Consider the following 21986-nt stretch of genomic DNA (forward strand, 5'->3'; position numbering starts at 1 on the left):
GGGGCCTGAACCAGCCGGCCCGGGAGTCTCACAGCGTGCCGGACGTGGCCTCGGCGTGGTCCAGGGCCGCGTCCGGCGTCGGATGCGGGGGCAGCAGCCGGGCGAGGCCGGTGATCCGCAGGACCCGCAGGGTGAGCGGATGGGTGCAGACCAGATGCAGCTGCCCGCCGTGTTCGAGCACCCGGCTGCGCGCCCGGTACAGCAGGCGCAGCCCGGAGCAGTCGAAGAACTCCACGCGCCTGAGGTCGATCACGATCCGGGCATCGGGGTGGGTCGTCACGCGGTCCAGGTAGGGGACTATCTCGAACGCCGCCGCGATGTCGATCTCGCCGCGTAACTCCAGCACCGTGTGGTCCCGGTGTCGATGGACGCGCAGATGCCGGCTGAACGGCGCAGGACCCTGCTGCACGACGACATCGCCTCCAACCTGCTCACGTGGGCGGGCTGCTCAAATCCAGTCCCCGCACTGCAAGTTACCCTCGAATGAGCGTTTCTGAGCATGTTCGATTGACATATGTCTTCGAATTGCGACAGATGATTTCCGAAACGCGACCACACCGCCTGATCGGCCACCCGTGCCCGGGGCCTGGAGCGAGTCGACGAACCGCGCACCCCGATCGACCCCGCCGGCCGCCCGGATGGGCCTGGGCGCCCTCGGCTGCCGCTTTCTCCAGCTGTGCTGGTAGGTAAGGGCATTTGTCGATGTTTGCGCTCCTGGCTGAGAGTGACGGAACCCTCACTTCCGTCAGGTGGTGAGTTTGATCCTTTTGCAGTCAAACCCGATAAGCTCCCGTTCGGCGCTGCGAGTTGACTCGGTCGCGATCGGTCATCTCGTGGTGCGTACTCATGAGTGCGATCGCTTTGCACACCCCCCCCTGATCGATCGTTGCCTCGAAGGATGCAGATGGAACTCGCCACTCCGCCCCCGGCGGCGCGGCCCCCTGTCGCCTGGTACAGCTGGTGGCTGATGCCGCTGGCCTTAGGAGGTGGGACGGTTGCCGCCACGTTCATGAGCTCGGAGCGAATAACCGCCGCGGTCGCCGGCGCCGCGGCAACCGCGGCCGGCACCGCGTGTGTACGACTCCTGCTGCGCACCCGCACGCAACTGCGCAAGGCCGAGGGCGACCACCGCGCCTCGCAGGCGGAGCACTCCCAGCAGTGGCAGCAGCATGTGGCTGGGCTGGAACGGCAGTTCAGCGCCGACCGCGCCGCCTTGGAGGGCCGCCTCGCCGAGCAGTCGGGCGCATACGAGGCCCAGCTCACCGAGCAGGCCCGCGCCTACGACGAGCGCCTCGCCGAGTACGAGGAGCGGCTGGCCCAGGAGTGCGCCTCCTACGAGGAGCGGATCGCCGCCCAGGCAGCGTCCTACGAGGCCCGGCTCGCCGACCAGGCAGCGGTCCGGCAGGAGCAGCTGGCCCACCAGCAGGCCGCGGTCGCCCACCTCGCCGACACCCAGCTGCCCGACGCTCTGCGGCAGCTGCGTGAGGGCGCGGCCATCGACGACCTCCTGCCGTCCGTCGACCAGGCCGCGAAGGCCGGCACCGAGCTCCAGATGAGTCTGCGCAAGCTGCTGCGCACCTCGCTGATCGGCATCGAGGAGGAGTTCAACCGCTCGACCTCCGCCGAGCAGGCCGTGGTCGGCATCGGCAACCGTATCCACGTCCTGACCAGCAAGCTGAGGGGCCGGCTGCACGAACTCCAGGGCGAGCACGGCCGGCTGCCAGCCGTCGCCCGCGGCCTGATGGAGCTGGACCAGGCGATCGGACCCGCCGACTGTCTCGCCGCCAGCATCAGCGTCCTGGGCGGCTCGGACCGGCCCGGCCGGCAGTGGCAGGAGCCGCAGCGCCTGCTCAGCGTGGTCCGCGGCGGCATCGGCCGGATCAAGGACTTCCACCGGATCGACGTACGCCATCTGCCGGAACTCGGCGTCGACGGCGGCCTCGTGGACCACCTCACGCTGATCTTCGCCCACCTCCTGGACAACGCGGCCCGCTACTCGCCGCCCACCGAGCCGGTCACCGTCTCCGGCAAGGAGGTCCCGAACGGTGTCGGCATCGAGATCCAGGACTCCGGCAAGGGCCTGAGCGAGGAGAAGAAACGCGACGCCGAGCACGCCCTCGCCGGCACCGCGACCGGCCCGGGCCTCGGCGGCATCTCGGAGGACGCGAACATCGGTCTGCGGGTCGTCGGCATCCTCGCCCGCCGCTACGGCATCCGCGTCACCTTCGCGGACTCGCCGTGGCTCGGCACCTCGGTGGTGGTCGTGGTCCCGCACAAGTACTTCAGCCCGCTGCCCGCGGTCACCTCCGCCGCCTCGGCGGCGACGGCACCGACGGCCCAGGCCGCCGCGTCCGCCCCGGCCCGCGAAGCCGTGGCCGTCGCGGCGGCGCCGGCCGACACCGCCGATGCGGTGGACACCACGCCCGGCGGCCTGCCCCGGCGCCGCAGCAGGCGGCACGAGGGGGCACGCCACGAGCCGGCCGGGCCCCCGGAGCGGAGCGAGGAGACGACGACGGTCGCCGCTGTTCCGCCCGACGCGTCCTTCGCCGGCCTGGCCGCCTTCGCCACCGCGGGCCGCGAGCCCGGCGAGGCGGGCGCGACGAGCGACGGGCGCGAGTCCACCGAGCAGCACCGCACCGAAGAGAGCGACTAGTGGCCATGACGCAACAGGGAACCGACGTGAGCTGGGCGCTCCGCGATCTGGTGGAGAGCATCCAGGAGATCAACTTCGCCCTCGTGGCCTCCAGCGACGGCAAAGCCATCACCTCCTACGGCGCCGAAGACCCCGACGACGTGGACCGCTTCGCCGCTGTGGTGGCCGGCCTCCAGGCGCTGGCGCAGCCGGTCGCCGCGCAGTTCCCCAAGTACGCGGGGCAGCTCAGGCTGGCGATGATCGAGGTCGACGGCGGTCACCTCTTCGTCGTCCGGGCCGGGGTGGAGACCTATCTCGGCGTCCTCGCCCGTGAGGGCCTCGACCAGGGGCTGCTCGGTCATCAGATGAGGGACCTGGCGCGCAGGATGGGCGAACTGCTCGGCACCACTCCGCGCCTGGAGGAGCACTCTGGATGAGTGCTCCCCGCCGGCCCATGAACCCGTCCGGTCTCGAGCGTTACTACGTCCTCACCCGGGGGCGCAGCGGACCGGGCGGTTCGGCGTCGAGCCTCGACGTGGCGACCCTCATCGCCGCCCGCACCGCCCCCGCACCGGGGTTGCAGCATGAGCACGAGGAGATCCTTCGGCGCTGCCGCGATCCGCTGTCGGTGGCCGAACTCGGCGCCCACCTCGGATTGCCCTTCAACATTCTCGCGGTGCTGCTGACGGATCTGCTGGAGGCAGGCCACGTCGAAGCCCGTGACCCCATCCCGGCGCACGACGCCGGCCGCGGGCCCGACCTCGCGCTCCTTGAGGAGGTACTCAGTGGACTTCAAAGGCTTTGACCAGCCCGGTGGGCCGGGTGGCGGGGGCACCCGTTCGGTGAAGGTGATGATCGCCGGCGGCTTCGGCACCGGGAAGACCACCCTGGTCCGCTCGGTGAGCGACATCAAGCCGCTCACCACCGAGGAGACCCTCACCCAGGCCAGCGCCGACGTCGACCACCTCATCGGCGTCGCCGACAAGACGGAGACCACCGTCAGCCTGGACTTCGGCAAGATCAGCCTCAACGACAGCCTGATGCTGTACCTGTTCGGCACGCCCGGCCAGGAGCGCTTCTGGTTCCTGTGGAACGGACTGTTCAAGGGCGCGCTCGGCGCCATCGTCCTGGTGGACACCCGCCGGCTCGCCTCCAGCTTCCGGGCCATCGAGGAGATGGAGCGGCAGAACGTCCCGTTCGTCGTCGCGCTGAACGTCTTCCCCGACTCCAAGGACTACCCCGTGGAGGAGATCCGGGACGCTCTCGACATCTCCCCGCACACCCCGGTCGTGGCGTGCGACGCCCGCGACCGGGCCTCCAGCCGTGACGTCCTCGTCGCCCTGATACGCCACCTGAAGGAACGCTCCGCCGTCGCACTGGAGTCCCGATGAACGACCAGCCTCCACACGATCCCGAGGCGCCCCGCGGCTGCCCCTTCGGTCATGGGACCGAGCTGACCCGGCTGTTCGGGCCCGAGGCGGCGACGGACCCGAGCGGCATCTACGAGCGGCTGCGCAAGGAGCACGGCTCGGTCGCGCCGGTGCTGCTGGAGGGCGACATCCCCGCCTGGCTGGTGCTGGGCTACCGGGACAGCCGGCGCGTGCTCGACAATCCCCTCCAGTTCCCCCGGGACGCGCGGATCTGGCGGGACTGGCGGGAGGGCCGGGTCGCGGAGAACTCTCCGCTGGTCCCGATGCTCGCCTGGCGCCCGGACTGTGTGTCCCAGGACGGCGAGGCGCACCGCCGGCTGCGCGGTGCCGTCAGCGACGGGCTGCAGTCCGCCGCCGACCGCGGTGTACGGCGCCACGCCACGTACTTCGCCAACAAGCAGATCGACGCGTTCGCGGACTCGGGCCGCGCCGATCTGGTGGCGGACTACGCCGACTATCTGCCGATGCTCGTGATCGCCCGCGTTCTGGGGCTCGCCGAGGCGGAGGGGCGTCGCCTGGTCGAGTCCTGCGCCCAGGTGATGAAGGGCGGCGAGGACGCCGTCGCGCACGACGGCGTGATCAGGGAGATCTTCGGTGAACTCACCGAGCGCAGGCGGTCCGAACCCGGCTCCGACCTCGCCACCGGCCTGCTGGAGCATCACGCGGCGCTCGACCACGACGAGGTCGTGGCCCATCTGCGCGCGGTGCTGATCGCCGCGCACGTCACGACGAACCTGCTGGCCCGGGTGCTGGAGCTGGTCCTGACCGACGCTTCCCGGCTCTCCGGGCTGATCAGCGGTCAGCTGGACATCTCGGCGGTGGTGGAGGAGGCCATGTGGAACTCTCCGCCGCTGGCCGTCCTGCCGGGGCGCTTCGCCGCCAGCGACGTCGAACTGGGCGGGCACCGTATCGAGGAGGGCGACCTGCTCGTTCTCGGTCTCGCCCCGGGCAACGTCGATCCCGAGGTCCGGCCCGACCCGGGTGTCTCGGTGCAGGGCAATCAGGCCCACCTGGCGTTCGGCGCGGGCCCGCACGAATGCCCCGGGCAGAACATCGGGATGTCCGTCATCGAGATCGCGGTGGACGTCCTTCTGCACCGTCTGCCGGGCCTGCACCTAGCGGTGCCGCCGGAGGAACTCACCTCGACGGCGTCCACATGGATGTCCCTGCTGGACAGCCTGCCGGTCGAGTTCGAGGTGTAGACGCCGAGGCGACAAGACGACAAGACGACAAGACGTCGAGAAGCCGCTCCCGGCCGGGAGCGGCTTCTCGACGCGTAGGAATCGGGGCCGGATCGAGGCGTCAGCCGTCCAGCCAGTCGCCCTCGAGGTCCGTGGGACGGTACCCCATGGCGTTCCAGAGGAAATGCGGGTGGGCGCAGCCGAACATGTAGGCGAGCAGAGCGGCGTCCTCCCTCCCTGTGCGAGGGTCGTGCAGGGCGTGGAAGAACTCCGACCCGACCGCGCCGGAGTCCTGTTGGATCTCACGCGCGCGGGCCGTGGACGGCGCGGCGGCGGATGCCTCCACCGCGGCGATGTACGTGCGGCGCAGGATCTCCCAGGTGCTGTCGGCGTCGCCGTGCCAGGGGCCGTGCAGTGCTTCGAAGGCATGGAGTTCGGTGTCGAAGAGGGACCATGCCCCGGGGTTCTGCGCTCGGCAGCGTGCGGACAGCTCGGCGGTCCGGGCGCTCAGAGCAGGTGCGGTGGGCCGCGGGGAGAGGGTGAGCGTGGTGCCGTCTGTGAGGATGCCGGTGCACGCGTTGGGCTGAAGGTCGCACAGCGAACAGTCCTCGGCCGGCGGGAGACCCTGGACGATGCCGTCGAACCACAATCCGTGCCGGCCCGTGAGCCCCAGCCAGACGATGGTGCTGGGCATCAGCCAGGTGTTCCACATCGGGGGGTGCGCCTCGGGCATGCAGCCGTACTTGACGGCGGCGATGGCGCAGGCGGCGTAGAGGGCCTTGGTGTGGGCGGGCAGGTCGGCGAGCCAGAAGTTGCTGATCTCGCCGGTGAGGGCGTCGGCTCGGACGTCGACCATGTCGTCGACGACGCGGCACAGCAGCAGCGCGGCGAGGTGTTCCTCCTGCCAGAGTTCGGTGTCGGGTGAGACGTGCCAGAACAGGCAGTCCATCATCTGCAGGAGCGAGTAGGTGCCCTGGCCGAGCGGGTTGGTCTGGGGGAGTGCGACGTCGCCCGCGTGGTGCCGCTGGAGCCAGGACTCGTCCACGGATCGCTTGTGGGCCGCGTAGAGTCCGCAGACCAGGGCCCGTGCCGTGTTGATGCTGAAGTCTTCGGCCAGGCGGCCTTCGATGAGTTGGGTGAGGTGCGTGGTGTCTATGGTGTCGATCACGCGCTTGTACTCATGGAAGAGCAGGATGTCGTCCTCGAAGCGGTGGCGGTAGCCGAGGTCTCGTTCGAGGTCGTTCATCTGCCGGGCCAGGACCCATCCACCGGTCAGGACGCTGTCCAGTTCCCGGTGGTACGGCCAGGTCTTGACGGTGAGGGGACGACCGGCGCTCTGCCGCCAGTCGTAGTCGGCCAGCGTGCGGTCGGGGGGCGTGGGTAGCCGGCGGCACAGGGAGCAGGCGCAGGAGGCTGCCTGCTCCTCCTCGCGCGGCGGGGTGAGCGCCCGGCTCCTCCAGGCCCCCTCCAGCATCGTGCACGTCAGCCGGCAGATCTCGACATCGGTGCTGACCTGAGGGAAGGCTGACTCGATCACGCGCAGCCCGGCGTCCAGCCGCCTCAGCCTGGCGTAGCCCTCGTCATCGGGCGGGAGGAACGCGCGCGGCGCCGTACGAAGGGCTCCCTCCACATGCAGCGTGGTGCCCGAGCGGGGCGATCCGAACGCGTCGAGGCGCTGCTGAGCGGCGTTCTGGCAATCCCGGTACTCGTCGGTGCACCCGTTGACGTGCTCGGCGAAGAGGCCGGCCAAGGCGTTCCCCGCCTCGGCCGGCTGGAGCCGGGCACTCGGCCGCGCCGGGAGCAAGCGGTCCGTGGATATCCGAGGACCACCGCCTACGACTCGAGATTGCACACCGGTCTCCCTTCAAGCTGCGGTCCTGGCAACGGATCGATCGGCCGTGGCTGTCAGCCGGTCGTGACCGCCACACGACCGCCCGCTCGTTCGAACTCGCTTTCCCGATACGCAAGTTGAAACGAAAAGCGGTACGAGACTGCCCAGGCCGGAAATGATCTACGCCCAACCGGACCGTGATCTCCGTTACTGCTCAAGCCTCCTGAGCTGCGTATACTCGCGCGCCCCCGACGTAAGTGACAGCTACACGCGTCTGGGCGATCTCCTCGGCCGGCGCGTCGAACGGATCGCGGTCCAGGACGACGAGATCCGCCAGCGCTCCCGCACGGATCTCACCGGTGTCGTCGAGGTGGTTCACATACGCCGAGCCCGCCGTGTAGGCGGTCAACGCCTCGACGAGTCCGATCCGTTCGCCGGGCAGGAACACCGGCGCGTCGCCCTCGCCGGGCGCCACCCGGTTGACCGCCACATGAATGCCGTGCAGCGGATCCGGGCTGCTCACCGGCCAGTCGCTGCCCGCCGCGAGCCGGGCACCGGAGCGCAGCAGCGCGCCGAACGGGTACTGCCACGCGGCGCGTTCGGGCCCGAGGAAGGGAATGGTCAGCTCGTCCATCTGCGGTTCGTGCGCGGCCCACAGCGGCTGGATGTTCGCGACCGCCCCGAGCCGGGCGAAGCGCGGCACGTCAGTGGGTTGCACCACCTGGAGATGGGCCAGGTGGGGCCGTGTGTCGCTCGGCCCGTTCGCGGCTCGCGCGGCCTCGACGGCGTCCAGGGCGTCACGGACGGCGCGGTCGCCGAGGGCGTGGAAGTGGCACTGGAAGCCGAGCGCGTCCAACTCGGTCACGTAACCGGGAAGTCGGGTCGCGTCGATGAAGCTGGTGCCCCGGTTGGCGGTGGCGCAGCCGCACTTGTCGAGATACGGGTCCAGCAGCGCGGCCGTCCCGGTCTCGGCGACGCCGTCCAGCATCAGCTTGACACTGCCCGCGCGGAAGCGGCCGTGGGTCAACGCGGCCCGCCGCTCGACGAGTTCGGGAATCTGCTCGGCTCCGCGCTCGCGGTCCCACCACAGCGCTCCGACGACGCGTGCGGTGAGCGAGCCCTCCCGGGCGGCGGCCAGATACGCCTGCGCCGGGTCGTCCATGCCGAGGAAGTCCCCGACCAGAGCGTCCTGCCAGGCCGTGATGCCGAGCGCGTGCAGATGCCGCTGGGCGTGCAGCAGGGCCGCCAGCCGGTCGGCGGGTGTGGCCGGCGGCGTGAGCCGTCCCACCAGCTGCATCGCGCCCTCCTGGAGCGTGCCGCTCGGCTCACCGGAGGCGTCCCGGTCGATCCGCCCGTCGGCCGGGTCGGGCGTGTCCCGTGTGATCCCGGCGAGCGCGAGGGCACGGCTGTTGACCCAGGCGCCGTGATGGTCCCGGTTGGGCAGATACACCGGCCGGTCCGGCACCACCTTGTCCAGCAGCTCCTTCGTCGGCGTACCGCCCTCGAACGCCTCCATCGACCAGCCGCCGCCGGTGATCCACTCCCGTGCGGGGTGCGCGTCGGCGTAGGCCCGCACCGCGGCCAGGGTCGCCTCCGCGGTCCTCGCCCCCGTCAGATCGCACTGGGTCAGCTCCAGCCCCGCCGGCACCGGATGCACATGAGCGTCCTGGAAGCCGGGCAGCAACAGCCGCCCGGCGAGGTCCACCACCTCGGTCCGCGGTCCGGCGAGCTCGTGCACCTCCTCGCGTCCTACGGCCGTGACGCGGTCGCCCGTGACGGCCACGGCGGTCGCGGTGCGGCCCTCGGGGGTGAGGACGGGGCCGCCGGTGAAGAGAAGATCTGCGTACATGGTCCGTTTCCTGGTCGGGGTCATCGGGAGGTGGCGAGCAGCCGCGGAGCGTCGGCGTCCGTGCCCTCGCCGGTGCGGAAGTACGGCGACCTGCGCACCCACTTGGCCCACGCGGCGGCCACGAAGCCGGACGCGATCATCGTGAGCGGGGTGAACAGTAGGAACCATCCGTTGTCGGCGCTGACTTCGAAGTGGTCGGCGGAGGTGTAGAAGGACCAGCCGAGGTAGCCGCCGAGAGCGAGCAGCGCCGTCGCGCTCAGCGTGGGCAGCACGACCGCGCGCACGCCCTGCCGCCAGTCCTCGCGCAGCAGCGATCGGAACCGTACGGCTGCCGCCAGTGCCGTGAGCGCGTACGACAGGGCGACCACGATGCCGACGGCGCTCACCGTCGCCATGATCATGTCGGCGAGCCGGGGGATGACCAGTGCGAGGGCCGCCACCGTGGCCGCCAGCGCGCCGATCAGCAGGGTGCCGGCGGCCGGAGTCCCGTACCGCGGGCTGACCTTGGACCACACCGGCCCGAGCGTACGGTCCCGGCTCATCGCGAACATCGCCCGGGCCGTCGGGATCACCCCGGCCTGGAGCGAGGCGACCGCCGAGAACAACAGGGCGATCAAGGGGAGCGCCGCCCACGGCTGGGACGCCAGCCGCTCACCGAAGAAGGCCAAGCCCTCGGCGCCGTGGCCGACCAACTCCTCCTCGGACAGGACGCGTTGGAACGCGATCGAGCCGAGCAGGAACAGCCCCAGCATGGTGAACAGCGTGATGAGCCCGGCCCGGGAGGCGTCACGGGGATCGCGCACCTCCTCGTTGACGCTGAACGCCGACTCGAAGCCCCAGTAGCAGAACACCGACAGCAGCAGGCCCTGCGCCAGTGCCGTCGCCGACGGGATCGCGAACGGGTCGAACCAGCTCAGGGTGAACGCGTGCGGTCCGGTGACGATCCCGTATCCGCAAAAGCCCAGCAGGACGACGTACTCGAAGACCAGCAGTGCCGCCTGGAGTCGCGCCGCGGTGCGGATGCCGGTCACCGCGGTCAGCGTGACGGCCACCAGGACCAGGATGCCGACCGCGGTGGTCTGCGCGGTCGAACCCGGGTCGAGCGCGAGTGCGCCGACCCGGTGCACTCCGGCGTCCCCGGCCAGCTGGAGCAGCGCCGAGCCGGTGACCGCCGTGGTGTAGGCGAGGAACGCCACCACCGCCACCAGGTTCACCCAGCCGACCATGAAGCCCAGCCAGGGGGTGAGTGAACGGCCCACCCACACATAGCCGTTGCCCGCGTTCGGCTCGACCCTGTTCAGCCGGGAGAAGGCGCCCGCGATGCCCAGGACCGGCAGGAACGCCAGCAGCATGATCGCCGGCAGATGCAGCCCGACCACACCGGCCGTGACGCCGAGACCGATGCCGATGCTGGTGGTGGCGGCCGTGCTGGACGCGGCGATGGCGACACCGTCCAGGACACCGAGGGACTTGCGCAGCTCGGGCCGCTCGGGTGGGGCGACGCTGTGGGGCTTGTCGGGCATGGCCGGTCTCCGCTCGCACCGGGGGCCTGGACGGCCCCGATGAGCGGACATGAAACTGTCCGGGGTCTTAACAGGTCAACGGTGTTGTCATAAGGTGCGGACACGCCGAGAGGGAGGCAGTCCATGACCGAGCGCGTCGTCCCGCCCGCCGATCGCCGCCGCAGGCGCCCCACCAAGCAGGGCGTCGTCCTGTCCGAGGCACTCATCGTCGAGACGGCCCTCAGACTCATCGAGGAGCACGGCGCCGACGCCCTCTCCGTGCGCCGCCTCGGCCGCGCCCTGGGCGCCGACCCCAGCTCGCTGTACCGGTACTTCCGGCACACCGACGACCTGATGCTCGCCATCGCCGACGAACTCATCGGACGCACCCTGCGCACCTGGCGCCCCACCGGCGACTGGCGCGCCGACCTGCGCGACCTGGGGCTGCGCATGCACGCCGGTGCCCTCGCCCACCCACGGGCCGCGGTGCTCAGCTCGTACCGGGTGACCGGGCGGGTGCACGAGATCCAGGCCGTCGAGACCATCCTCGGCGTGCTGCGCCGCGCCGGATTCCCCGACGCCGAGGCGGTGCGGATCTACCACGCCTTCGTCGACCAGGCCCTCGCCCACGGCGCCCTCGACTCGGCGAGCGTGGCGATGCCGAAGGCGGCGCGGGAGGCGGAGGCGGCCGTCTGGCGGGCCACGTACGCCCGGCTTCCTGCCGACACCCACCCGCACATCGCCGCCACCGCCCGGCACCTCGTGGCCGAGATGCCGCACAGCTCCTACCCGGCCGCCCTGGACCTGCTGCTCGCTGCCGCCGCCGCTCGGCTCGCGCGGGTCCGGTCCGGCTCCGGACACCCGACGGCCACCATGGACACACCGTCAGCACGGCCCGACGAACCCGACGAACCCGACGAGCCCGACCAGCCCGCCGAACCCGACGAGGAGGCCGAGCTCCACGAGGAGGCCGTCGACCGATGACCTCACCGACCGCGCGCCCCGCCGGACATGACGGACGGCGCGTGGCCGGTGGCGGACTGAAACGGCCTGCCCGGGACACCCGGCAAGGACAGGGCGCGGGACCGGACGTCCCGCGCCCAGGACACTTCGGAGGAGCCATGCCATTGGTGAAAGCGGGCGTCGTGGTGCTCGACTGCGCCGAGCCCGAGAAGCTCGCCGTCTTCTACAAGGAACTGCTCGAAGGGGAGCAGACGGACGCCACCGCCAACCGCGTCGAGATCAGGGGCGCCGACGGGGTCCGGCTGGCGTTCCGCCGCGACATGAACGCCACCCCGCCGAGCTGGCCGCGCCCCGAGAACTCCCTTCAGGCCCATCTGGACTTCGTGGTGGACGACCTCGACGAGGCCGAGCGCAGGATCGTCGGGCTCGGCGGCCGTCCGCTGGAGGCGAAGGAAGCGCCGGGACCGTACGAGGAGCGCGGTTTCGCCGACCCGGCCGGCCACTCCTTCACCCTGCGCCGCGTCGCGGCCACGGCGCCGAAGCAGGGCTGAACCGGCCGCGGCCGGCCCGGCGAGAAGCGCTCCTCAGTCCCGCCCGCCCTTCTCGGTGGCCGGCCACACCCCCGTCGAGCGTTCGATCGCCTTCGCCCCCGTGCGGTCCGCCAGGCTGCGCGCCACCGCGAAGAGGGCGCCCTGGACCGCGGCTGCCAGCAGGATCTCTCCCCAGCCGCGGTCACGGTCCAGGGCGTCGGGGGCGTCCTCCTCGTGCCGGATTGCCATCCACGTCTTGCGGAAGGCGAGCCCCGCCATCGCCCCGCTCGCCCAGCCCAGCGCGAACCCCAAGGGCTTGTAGGCGAGGGGAAGCTTCATCTTCTTCTTGCTCTGCTTGGCCATGTGTGCCTGCGCCTCCTTCATCGGTCAGGGCCGTCCCCGCTCCGGGACCTGCTCGGCCTCGGGAACCGGCCCGGGCGGCGTCCCGTCACCGAACGGCCTGCCACCCAGTTCCTCACGACGGTGCGGTGTCAGCCAGTCCGACAGATCCGGCCCGAGAGGGACGATGCCGGTCGGGTTGATGCCGCTGTGCACCTGGTAGTAGTGCCGCTTGATGTGGTCGAAATCGACGGTGTCACCGAACCCGGGCGTCTGGTAGAGATCACGGACGTACGCCCACAGGACCTGATTCTCCGTCAACTTCCAGCGATTGCATTTGAAGTGACCGTGATAGACGGCGTCGAAACGCACCAGCGTGGTGAACAGCCGGATGTCCGCCTCGGTGATCGTGTCGCCGACCAGATAGCGCTGCCCGGACAGCCGCCGCGCCAACAGCTCCAGCCGCTCGAAGAGCCGTGTGCAGGCCCCCTCGTACTGTTCCTGGCCGGTGGCGAAGCCCGCCCGGTACACGCCGTTGTTCACATCCTCGTAGACCTCCGCCATGACGGCGTCGATCTCGTCCCGCAGCCCCTGCGGATACAGGTCGGGCGCTCCTTCGCGGTGCAGGGCCGTCCACTCGGTGGCGAGGTCGAGCGTGATGCGCTGGTAGTCGTTGCTGACCAGCTCGCCGCTCGGCACGTCCACGATCGCGGGCACGCTGACACCGCCCGGATAGTCGCTCTCACGCTTGCCGTAGGCCTCGCTGAGATAGCGGATGCCCAGCACCGGATCGCGGCCGTCCGGGTCGAGGGAGAACCGCCAGCTGCGGTCGTCCTGGATCGGGTCGGCGATCGCCATCGGCAGGGCGTCCTCCAGCCCGAGCAGCCGACGTGAGATCACCGCCCGGCTCGCCCACGGACAGGCGCGGCTCACCACCAGCCGGTAGCGGCCCGCCTCCACCGGCCATCCGTCCCGGCCGTCCGCGGTGATGCGGTCGGCGAAGTGTGCCTTCGACCGCTGGAACGACTTCCTTCCGTAGGCGGTGTTGCCGCCGCCGCTCATGATCGGACTCCTCTCTGGCGTACACCCGCTGCCGTACCCGGGTTCCCCGTTCACCGGGTTCCCGTTGTACCGACGGGTCCCCAGATTTGCGCCGACGGCACGGGTGTGAGCCCGATCGGCCGGGGCAATCGCCGTGGAATGAGCGACACGCCCAATGCAGACCGCAGGACCCGCTTGACCGTGCTGGTGGCTCTCGCGGCCAACCTCGTCATCGCGGTCGCCAAGACCATCGGCGGCCTCCTCGCCCACTCGCCCGCGCTGCTGTCGGAGGCGGCGCATTCGGTGGCGGACAGCATGAACGAGGTCTTCCTCCTGGCCGCGCTGCGCCGCAGCCGCCGCCCCGCCGACAGCAGGCATCCCTTCGGCTATGGCAAGGAGCGCTTCTTCTGGTCCCTGCTCGCGGCCGTCGGCATCTTCGTGATGGGCGGCTGCTTCTCCTTCTTCCAGGGCTTCGAGGCTCTGCGCGGGGGTGGAGAGGAATCGTTCGGCGGTTATGTGGCCGGCATGATCGTGCTCGGCGTCGCCCTGCTCGCCGAAGGTCTGTCGCTGGTCCGGGCCCTGTACCAGGTCCGCCGGGAGGGCGGCCTCGGCAAGGGCATGCGCGACCCGGCACTGCGCACGGTGGTCGCCGAGGACGGCACGGCGGTGCTGGGCGTGAGCCTCGCTCTCGTCGGCATGGCACTGCACATGGCCACCGGGCAGGTCGTGTGGGAGGCGTCCGCCTCGCTCGCGATCGGCGCGCTGCTCGTGTACGTCGCCTTCCGGCTGGGGCGCGAGGCCCGCGACCAGCTGATCGGGCAGGCCGCCGACCCCGAGGCCGACGCCCGGATCCGTGCCCTGCTCGAGGCCCAGCCCGAGATCGACAGCGTGGAGGCGCTGTTCACGATGCAGACCGGCCTGGAGACGGCACTGGTGGCGGCCCGGGTCGATCTCGTGCCGGGCCTGGACAGCGAGCAGGTCGAGGAGGTCGCCGTACGGATCAAACGGTCCATCGCCCACACCGTCGCCGAGGCGGACCAGATCTTCCTCGACGTCACCGAGCGCTCCGCCTGCGAGGCACAAGGAAGCCCCGCCGCGACGGGGGAGCGCGGCGGGGCCTGACGCAGGTGTGCCCGGCGCACAGCAGTTCATGCGCCGGCCCCGAAAAAATCTCCGGGCACCCGGACAGCCCGCGGTCCGGGCCTCAGATCCGGTCGAGCGGCTCCAGCACGAAGACGGGGATCACCCGGTCGGTCTTCTTCTGGTAGTCGGCGTACGGCGGGTACGCCGCGACGGCGCGCTCCCACCACTCGGCGCGCTCCGTCCCGGTGACCTCCCGGGCCGACATGTCCTGCTTCACCGGGCCGTCCTGGAGCTCCACATGAGGTTCGGCCTTGACGTTGTGGTACCAGACCGGGTGCTTGGGCGCCCCGCCCAGCGAGGCCACCGCGGCATAGCGGCCCTCGTGCTCGACGCGCATCAACGGCGTCTTGCGGATCTTGCCGCTCCTGGCACCCCGGGTGGTGAGCAGGATGACCGGCATTCCCTGCATGGTCGTCCCCTTGGTGCCGCCGGAGCTCTCGTACTTCTCCACCTGGTTGCGCACCCACTGGGTCGGGCTGGGCTCGTACTCGCCCTCGAGAGGCATGTCATCGGTCCCATCGTCGTGTCCTGTCGACTGACGCCGATCTTCAACACCAAAACGGGCCGGTTTCATCCTGACCGGCCGGACAGGAACTCCTGTGTCCGGTGTCTGCCCGAGCGCATGCCGAGCCCTACAGAAGCATGTGCACGGCGAGCGCCAGGATCACGGCGCTCGACACCAGGGCCGTCACCAGCCGTCCCCTGTACCCGGTCAGCACCCGCCCCAACAGCGCCCCGCCCCCGGCGAGCAGCAGCTGCCAGCTCGCCGACGCGGCGAACGCGGCGAGCACGAACACGCCCTGTTCCAGCGGTGATACGGCATCCGTCGCGCGGGTGCCGAGGACGAGGGCCGCGAAGTAGATCACCGTGGTCGGGTTGAGCAAGGTGATGCCGAGCAGCGCCAGATAGGCACGTCCCGGACTCGGGGGTGGTGGTGTGGAGCGGGTGGCGAGCCGGTGGCCGCGGTAGTGGCGTACGGCGGTCACCGCGCCCCGGATCGCGAGGAAGGCCAGCACCAGGGCGGAGGCCCAGCGCAGCGGCGTCAGCACCGGTCGCAGCGTCTCGGCGAGCGCGGAGCCGCCGAGTGCGGCCACGAGGGCGTAGAGCCCGTCGGCCGTCGCGACGCCGAGCGCGGCGCAGATCCCGGTGCGCAGGGAGGTGCGGGCGGTGAGGGAGACGAGGTAGGTCGCGACGGCGCCGACCGGTACGGCGATGCCGTAGCCGGCGATCAGACCCGCGACGAGGGCGGCGGTCACGACGCCGGATGCGTCGGCCTCCGGGGGACGCCGGGCTGCTGCTGGTACCGCACCGGAACGGCGGCGGTGGTCAGCGGCAGGAAGGCGAGGATCGTAGGCATGGCCGGATTCTGCGGGCGGCCGGCCTTCGCCGACAAGCGATTTTCTCCCGGCGGCCCGTTCGAGCGTTCCCGCTGTCGGAACCCTGTGCGACGATCTTCGGCCAGAATTTCCGGTGCGTCTGATATGGCCGAACTTGTCGTGGTCCCGCTAGATGCCTGGGGCATCTAATGAAGATCGGCACGACGCACCCTTCGTCTGCGAGGTCTTCCGTGACAGACATGACGGACACGACGAACAGGACGCAACCGCCCACCGTCGCCTTCCCTCAGAGCCGCAGCTGCCCCTATCACCCGCCCACCGCCTACGCCCCTCTGCGCGACAACCGCCCGCTGGCCCGTGTGAAGCTCTACGACGGCCGTCTCGTCTGGATGGTCACCGGCCATACGCTCGCCCGTGCGCTGCTGGCCGACCAGCGCCTGTCCAGCGACCCCGATCACCCCGGCTTCCCGGCCCCCGTCGCGCGCTTCGCCGAAGTGCGCCGGCGCAGGACCGCCCTGCTGGGCGTCGACGACCCCGAACACCGCGTCCAGCGGCGGCTGATGATTCCCAGCTTCACCCTCAAGCGGGCCGCGGCCCTGCGACCGCGGATCCAGCGGGTCGTGGACGAGCGGCTCGACGCGATGACCGCCCAGGGGCCACCGGCCGAGCTGGTGAGCGCCTTCGCCCTGCCCGTGCCCTCGATCGTGATCTGCGCCCTGCTCGGCGTCCCCTACGCCGACCATGAGTTCTTCGAGGGCGAGTCCCGTCGACTGCTGCGCGGCCCGTCGGCCGCCGACTCCATGGACGCGCGCGACCGCTTGGAGGCGTACTTCGACGACCTGATCCACCGCAAACAGAGGCAGCGGGAGAGGGGAGACGGCGTCCTGGACGAACTCGTCCACCAGCAGCTGCGCGACGGCGAGCTGGAACGCGAGCTGCTCATCGCCCTCGCGATCATCCTGCTGGTCGCCGGCCATGAGACCACCGCCAACATGATCTCGCTGGGCACCTTCACCCTCCTCCAACACCCCCACCGACTGGCCGAGTTGCGCGCGGATCCGGCACTGCTGCCCGCCGCGGTGGAGGAACTGATGCGGCTGCTGTCGATCGCCGACGGCATGCTGCGGGTCGCCGTCGAGGACATCGAGGCGGCAGGGGAGACGATCCGGGCGGGCGACGGCGTGATCTTCTCCACCTCGGTCATCAACCGCGACGAGAGCCTCTACCCCGACCCGGACACCCTGGACTGGCACCGCCCGGCCCGCCACCACGTCGGCTTCGGGTTCGGCATCCACCAGTGCCTCGGCCAGAACCTCGCCCGCGCCGAGATGGAGATCGCCCTGGGCTCCCTCTTCGAACGGCTGCCCAGCCTCCGCCTGGACGTCCCTGCGGAGGAAATCCCGTTCAAACCGGGCGACACGATCCAGGGGATGCTGGAACTCCCCGTGACCTGGTAAGAGGCTCCGGTCATGCACAACGAAACGCACGAAACAAACGAAACGCGCGAAACGCGCGACCTGCACATCGACATCGACCACGACCTCTGCGTCGGCGCCGGCCAGTGTGCCCTAGCCGCCCCGGCCGTCTTCACCCAGGACGACGACGGCTTCAGTGCTCTGCTGCCGGGCATGGAGGACGGTGGCGGCGACCCGATGGTCCGGGAGGCCGCCCGGGCCTGTCCGGTCAGCGCGATCACCGTGTCGGAAATGGAGAGCTGACGAGACCCTCGCTCGACACCCTCGGCAGTGGGCGGGCCCGCACCCGTGCGGGCCCGCCCGCCTGTCAGCCGGCCACCGCCGACGAAGTGCCGACCGAGGAGGAGGAACGCCGGATCCCCGGCCCCGGCCCGACAACGAGCGGGGGTGACCTTCCCGGTCCCTCAGCCCGCCCGAATGCCTCGATTAGGGTTCCCGAGTGACCCAACAGGCCCAAAGACCCTTCCTCTACGTCGTCGTCTGCGCCGCCGGGATCGCCGCGGACGTGAGCAAGTTGATCACCGTCGCTCAGGAGCGGGACTGGGAGGTCGGTGTCATCGCCACACCGGTCGCCATGAACGGTTTCTTCGACACGATCGCCGTCGAGGCCCTGACCGGCCGCCCGATCCGCTCGGCCTGGCGCACGCCCGCCGAGCCACGTCCCTTCCCGCCGCCGGACGCCGTCGTCGTCGCACCGGCCACCTTCAACACGATCAACAAGTGGGCCGCGGGCATCGCCGACACCCTCGCCCTCGGCACGCTCTGCGAGGCGTACGGCCTGGGCGTCCCCATCGCCGTACTGCCCTGTGTGGCCGACGCGCTGGCCGCTCATCCCGCGTACCAGGACAGTCTGAGCCGGCTGCGGGGGATGGGCGTCCGCTTCGGCGAGCCGTACTCCGGCGAGGCGGGGGAGGGCGGCGGGCGGCCGGAGTTCGGGTGGGGACGGGCGCTCGACCTGCTGGAGCGCCACGGGGCGCCGTAGGCTCCCCAGGTACCGATCCCGAAGGCAGGAGCAGCAACGATGCAGTACGTGAAGCTCGGTTCGACGGGCCTGGACGTGTCGCGGATCTGTCTGGGCTGCATGACCTACGGGCTCCCCGACCGCGGCACACACGAGTGGACCCTCGACGAAGAGGCGTCGCGGCCCCTGATCCGGCAGGCGCTGGACGCCGGAATCACGTTCTTCGACACTGCGAACGTCTACTCCGACGGCACCAGCGAGGAGATCGTCGGCAGGGCACTGCGCGACTTCGCCCGCCGGGACGAGATCGTGCTCGCGACGAAGGTGAACGGCAGGATGCGGCCCGGCCCCAATGGCGCCGGCCTCTCCCGCAAGGCGATCATGACGGAGATCGACCACAGCCTCAGCCGCCTCGGCACCGACTACGTCGACCTGTACCAGATCCACCGCTTCGACCCCCGCACCCCGGTCGAGGAGACGATGGAGGCCCTGCACGACCTGGTCAAGGCGGGCAAGGTGCGCTACATCGGGGCGAGTTCGATGTACGCCTGGCAGTTCTCCAAGATGCAGTACACGGCCGAACTGCACGGCTGGACCAAGTTCGTCTCGATGCAGAACCACTACAACCTCCTCTACCGCGAGGAGGAGCGCGAGATGCTGCCGCTCTGCGCGGACCAGGGCGTCGGCGTGCTGCCCTGGAGCCCGCTGGCCCGCGGCCGGCTCACCCGGGACTGGGGCACGGTCACCGACCGCAGCGCGAGCGACGACTTCGGCAGCCGGCTCTACGCCGACAGCGACCGGGTCGTCGCCGAGGCCGTCGCCCGCGTTGCGCACGAACGCGGCGTCCCGCGTGCCCGGGTCGCCCTCGCCTGGCTGCTCCACCAGGACACGGTGGCGGCCCCCGTCATCGGCGCCGCCAAGCCGCACCACCTGGAGGACGCCGTGGCAGCGGTCGAACTCGAACTGAGCGACAAGGAGTTGGCGGAGCTCCAGCAGCCCTACACCCCTCACCCGGTCATCGGCCACTGACCGTCCCAGCCGCTCGGCGCGGTCAGTGCGGCGCGCAATTCGTGCCGCACGGACCGCGCCCTCGCTCCGGGTTCAATGGTTGGCCGATGACTTGTGAAGGCGCGGTGAAGGCCGGTGCGGCCGTATGACCAGGCTAAAAAGAGGCTCGGCGAGGCCGCAATGGTTTGCACTCGCGTCTGTCACGAGCTGAGTGGATGACATTTCCAATTCGCCCGCCGGATAGGCCGCAATCGCTGTGAGCCCGCTATTGACCGGCCGTCAAACAACGACGGCCTTACATGCAATGCACAATAATCCGGAGTCCCTTGTTCCCTGTCCCTGACCTGTGCAAAGGTGTTCTTCGCTCCCACATGCCCGTGCTTCACAGGAGTCGCGCCCGGAGCATACCCCTTGGTATGGACCATCAATGCCACATGCCCTCCGGAGGAATGCCACCGTGCAAGACGCTGGCCTGTCGAATTCCCCTGACGACGCCCGTCTCTTTGAAGTGACGGACGCTCAACTGAGCACCGAACTCAAGCGGTGGACAGGGGCGACACCGGCGCTGCACCCGGTCGGAGAACTGCTCGACCGGCACTGGGAAGCGGGTGTCGCTTACGCACGACTGTGCACCGCGGACGCCCGGTCCGCGGGAATGCTCACCACCGCGGCATTCACCCGGCTTTTCGGCGAAACACTGCGACACACCGGTCCGACCGCCGCATGGCGTCCCCGACTGCTGCGCACCGTGGGCCGTATCGCGGCGGAGTGGGACACCGACCACCGCCGGGAAATGCTGCACCCCGAATTGCGGTCCGACGCGAACGAGCCCGAGCGCACCGCCGCGCGACTGCTGCCGCCGGCCAACCGCAGACTGCTGTCCGAGGCCTTCGAACGGCTCCCCCAGTCGGCCCGCTGCCTGCTGTGGCACACCGAGGTCGAGGCCGAGCCGCTGACGCTGCCCGCCGGACTCCTCGGCCTCGACGAGGAGTCCGCCCGTGTCGACCTGGGCCGGGCCCGTGATCGCCTGCGCGAGGAGTGCCTCCACGTCCACCGCGAACTCGCCCCCGAGCAGGAATGCCGGCGCTATCTGCGGATGCTGGACGTGACCTACCGGCGCGCCCTGGACGTCGACCCCGACCTGCGCGAGCACCTCATGCGCTGCGGGCATTGCAGCGAGACCGCCGAGCAACTGAACTTCTTCAACGCGGGACTCGGCTTCGCCCTGGCCGAGGCGGTGCTCGGCTGGGGCGCCCGAGCCTATGCGGAGTCGAGAGCGACCCGTCCCGCCGAGCCGCCCCGACCGGCACCGCAGCCGCCGACGATGACAGCGGGCGAGTCCTTCTTCGCCGACAACGCCGATCTTGCCCTCGGCAGCACCGGATTCCCACGCGAGAGCAAGGTCCCTGCCCCACCCTCAGGCGCCCCCGTCCGCCCCGCGGCCGGCGCACCCTGGGGAGCCGCCCTCACCGGCGGGGCGCCCGGCTCACAGACGGCGGCCTCCGCTCCGCAAGGCGAGTCGGGCGGCGCCTCCACGCCCACGACCACGGGTTCGCGAAGAGCCCGCCGGACCGGCCGCCGAGCCGCCCCGCGAAACGCCGCCGCGGCGGCTGCTTCCGGTCCCGGCGACGCCGGTGCCGCTTCCCGTGTGGCCGAGACGGGCCCAGCCGCCCCCCGCCTCGCGGGCCCCACCGCCGCGACCGGCCCCGGCAGCCGCACGTGTTCCCCCCGCGCCGCCCTCAAGGCCGCCCGTCGCGCCGCCCGGCGCCGCAACCTCACCGCCGCGGTCGCGACCGTCAGTGCCCTCGTCGTCCTCCCGCTCGTCGTCTGGTCCGCCCTCGACTCCGACGACAGTCCCGCCCCCGCCGCCCACGACCTGCCCACCGAGGCACCCGACTCCGGCCAGGACCCCACCACGGGCAACCCGTCCTGGGCCGGCGCCGCCGAGGCCGCCAAGGGGGACCTGCGGGGCCGGCTGCACAACCTCGGATCCGGGCTGTGCGTCGGCATCGTCGGCGGTAAGGCCGTCAAGGGCGCGGAGACCGAACTGACCACCTGCTCCTCGGCAGCGGGGCAGCAGTGGTCGTACGAGACCGACGGGCTGCTGCGCAGCGGCGCGAACCCCGATCTCTGCCTCGACTCCCGCCTCGGCTACTCGGTCCGCCTGGCCCCCTGCGCACAGACGTCGGAATCCGCCGCCGAGAACATCAGCTACGACTTCACCCTCCAGGGCATGCTGGTACCGCGCTTCGACCAGGAACTCGCCCTCAGCCCCGCCGCCACCGACGGCTCCGGCGCCCTGGTCCTCAAGGCCCGCGACGATGACGGGGACGCACAGCACTGGGTGATCGACACCTCGACGGCGAAGGTCCAGATGGAGAGCGTCAACTGGGGGGCGGAGCGCGAGATCAGGACGACGAGCGCATCCACGCCGACCCCGGCCCCCACCGCCCCGTCCACATCACCGAGCCCCACCCCGACACCGTCACCGACCCGCTTGAACCCACAGCCGACACCCGCGAGCCCGTCCCCGACCAACGCGTGCTCCTCCGACCCGTACCACTGCTCCTGGGACGACCCGTACGACTCGCCCGGCGGCGGCCACGGGGGCTACGACGGCGGGTACGGGGGCGGCTACGGGGACCCCGGCGGCCATGGGCACGGCGGCGGTGGCTACGGATACGGCGGTGGATACGGATACGGCGGTGGATACGGAGACGCGGGCGGCTACGGATACGGCGGCTACGGCCGCCACTGAACCACT

Annotated in this window: 21 protein-coding genes; 13 read left to right on the top strand and 8 right to left on the bottom strand. The window is 70.9% G+C overall.

Features of this window, described 5'->3' with window-relative positions:
- Positions 1-28 precede the first annotated feature (28 nt).
- Positions 29-409, bottom strand: coding sequence for an anti-sigma factor antagonist (locus ACHBTE_RS19980; protein ID WP_394725327.1), 381 nt, complete (start codon positions 407-409; stop codon positions 29-31).
- A gap of 495 nt (positions 410-904) precedes the next feature.
- On the opposite strand from ACHBTE_RS19980, the gene ACHBTE_RS19985 reads away from it, so the two are divergent.
- Genes ACHBTE_RS19985 through ACHBTE_RS20005 form a run of 5 tightly spaced genes read left to right on the top strand, consistent with a single transcriptional unit; the run spans position 905 to position 5264 of the window.
- Entirely contained in the window at positions 905-2653 is a 1749-nt protein-coding gene (locus ACHBTE_RS19985; RefSeq protein WP_394725328.1) for an ATP-binding protein, read from the top strand.
- 5 nt (positions 2654-2658) lie between these two features.
- Positions 2659-3069, top strand: coding sequence for a roadblock/LC7 domain-containing protein (locus ACHBTE_RS19990; protein ID WP_394725329.1), 411 nt, complete (start codon positions 2659-2661; stop codon positions 3067-3069).
- Positions 3066-3437, top strand: coding sequence for a DUF742 domain-containing protein (locus ACHBTE_RS19995; protein ID WP_394725330.1), 372 nt, complete (start codon positions 3066-3068; stop codon positions 3435-3437). The genes ACHBTE_RS19990 and ACHBTE_RS19995 overlap by 4 nt, the downstream gene beginning before the upstream one ends.
- The gene (locus ACHBTE_RS20000) at positions 3418-4023 is read left to right on the top strand and encodes an ATP/GTP-binding protein (protein ID WP_394725331.1); all 606 of its coding nucleotides are present in this window, start codon (positions 3418-3420) and stop codon (positions 4021-4023) included. Before ACHBTE_RS19995 ends, ACHBTE_RS20000 begins: the two co-directional genes overlap by 20 nt.
- Complete coding sequence (locus ACHBTE_RS20005; protein WP_394725332.1) at positions 4020-5264, top strand: cytochrome P450; 1245 nt, start codon at positions 4020-4022, stop codon at positions 5262-5264. The genes ACHBTE_RS20000 and ACHBTE_RS20005 overlap by 4 nt, the downstream gene beginning before the upstream one ends.
- Before the next feature lie 100 nt (positions 5265-5364).
- Here ACHBTE_RS20005 and ACHBTE_RS20010 read toward each other — a convergent pair whose 3' ends face one another.
- The 3 genes from ACHBTE_RS20010 to ACHBTE_RS20020 form a co-directional block, all read right to left on the bottom strand.
- The gene (locus ACHBTE_RS20010) at positions 5365-6993 is read right to left on the bottom strand and encodes a hypothetical protein (RefSeq protein ID WP_394725333.1); all 1629 of its coding nucleotides are present in this window, start codon (positions 6991-6993) and stop codon (positions 5365-5367) included.
- Positions 6994-7288: 295 nt separating this feature from the next.
- Positions 7289-8923, bottom strand: coding sequence for an amidohydrolase (locus ACHBTE_RS20015; RefSeq protein WP_394725334.1), 1635 nt, complete (start codon positions 8921-8923; stop codon positions 7289-7291).
- A 20-nt stretch (positions 8924-8943) separates the two neighbouring features.
- Entirely contained in the window at positions 8944-10446 is a 1503-nt protein-coding gene (locus ACHBTE_RS20020) for an APC family permease (RefSeq protein ID WP_394725335.1), read from the bottom strand.
- 123 nt (positions 10447-10569) lie between these two features.
- Between ACHBTE_RS20020 and ACHBTE_RS20025 the strand changes: the two genes are divergently transcribed.
- On the top strand, positions 10570-11409 hold the full coding sequence (locus ACHBTE_RS20025; protein WP_394725336.1) for a TetR/AcrR family transcriptional regulator: 840 nt from the start codon (positions 10570-10572) through the stop codon (positions 11407-11409).
- Between the two features lie 137 nt (positions 11410-11546).
- Positions 11547-11939 (top strand): VOC family protein, encoded by a 393-nt coding sequence (locus tag ACHBTE_RS20030; RefSeq protein ID WP_394725337.1) that lies wholly within the window; start codon positions 11547-11549, stop codon positions 11937-11939.
- A 33-nt stretch (positions 11940-11972) separates the two neighbouring features.
- Here the strand turns inward: ACHBTE_RS20030 and ACHBTE_RS20035 are convergent, their stop codons facing one another.
- On the bottom strand, positions 11973-12281 hold the full coding sequence (locus ACHBTE_RS20035) for a DUF4235 domain-containing protein (RefSeq protein ID WP_394725338.1): 309 nt from the start codon (positions 12279-12281) through the stop codon (positions 11973-11975).
- Positions 12282-12305: 24 nt separating this feature from the next.
- Complete coding sequence (locus ACHBTE_RS20040; RefSeq protein WP_394725339.1) at positions 12306-13319, bottom strand: glutathione S-transferase family protein; 1014 nt, start codon at positions 13317-13319, stop codon at positions 12306-12308.
- Positions 13320-13499: 180 nt separating this feature from the next.
- Between ACHBTE_RS20040 and ACHBTE_RS20045 the strand changes: the two genes are divergently transcribed.
- Positions 13500-14420: a cation diffusion facilitator family transporter gene (locus tag ACHBTE_RS20045; protein WP_394725392.1), complete on the top strand. Its 921-nt coding sequence runs from the start codon at positions 13500-13502 to the stop codon at positions 14418-14420.
- Positions 14421-14502: 82 nt separating this feature from the next.
- On the opposite strand, the gene ACHBTE_RS20050 is transcribed toward ACHBTE_RS20045, so the two are convergent.
- Positions 14503-14946, bottom strand: a complete 444-nt coding sequence (locus ACHBTE_RS20050; RefSeq protein WP_394725340.1) for a nitroreductase family deazaflavin-dependent oxidoreductase — start codon at positions 14944-14946, stop codon at positions 14503-14505.
- Between the two features lie 127 nt (positions 14947-15073).
- The gene (locus tag ACHBTE_RS20055) at positions 15074-15697 is read right to left on the bottom strand and encodes a LysE/ArgO family amino acid transporter (RefSeq protein WP_394725341.1); all 624 of its coding nucleotides are present in this window, start codon (positions 15695-15697) and stop codon (positions 15074-15076) included.
- A 320-nt stretch (positions 15698-16017) separates the two neighbouring features.
- Between ACHBTE_RS20055 and ACHBTE_RS20060 the strand changes: the two genes are divergently transcribed.
- The 5 genes from ACHBTE_RS20060 to ACHBTE_RS20080 all read left to right on the top strand — a co-directional run bounded on the left by ACHBTE_RS20060 (position 16018) and on the right by ACHBTE_RS20080 (position 21980).
- Entirely contained in the window at positions 16018-17235 is a 1218-nt protein-coding gene (locus tag ACHBTE_RS20060; protein WP_394725342.1) for a cytochrome P450, read from the top strand.
- A 60-nt stretch (positions 17236-17295) separates the two neighbouring features.
- A complete protein-coding gene (locus tag ACHBTE_RS20065; RefSeq protein WP_394725393.1) occupies positions 17296-17496 on the top strand; it encodes a ferredoxin in 201 nt (66 codons plus the stop codon).
- 196 nt (positions 17497-17692) lie between these two features.
- Positions 17693-18235: a flavoprotein gene (locus ACHBTE_RS20070; protein WP_394725343.1), complete on the top strand. Its 543-nt coding sequence runs from the start codon at positions 17693-17695 to the stop codon at positions 18233-18235.
- 39 nt (positions 18236-18274) lie between these two features.
- The gene (locus ACHBTE_RS20075) at positions 18275-19243 is read left to right on the top strand and encodes an aldo/keto reductase (RefSeq protein ID WP_394725344.1); all 969 of its coding nucleotides are present in this window, start codon (positions 18275-18277) and stop codon (positions 19241-19243) included.
- A gap of 436 nt (positions 19244-19679) precedes the next feature.
- Positions 19680-21980, top strand: a complete 2301-nt coding sequence (locus ACHBTE_RS20080) for a ricin-type beta-trefoil lectin domain protein (protein WP_394725345.1) — start codon at positions 19680-19682, stop codon at positions 21978-21980.
- Positions 21981-21986 lie beyond the last annotated feature (6 nt).

The organism is Streptomyces sp. M41 (genome assembly GCF_043673425.1).
GTDB lineage: Bacteria > Actinomycetota > Actinomycetes > Streptomycetales > Streptomycetaceae > Streptomyces.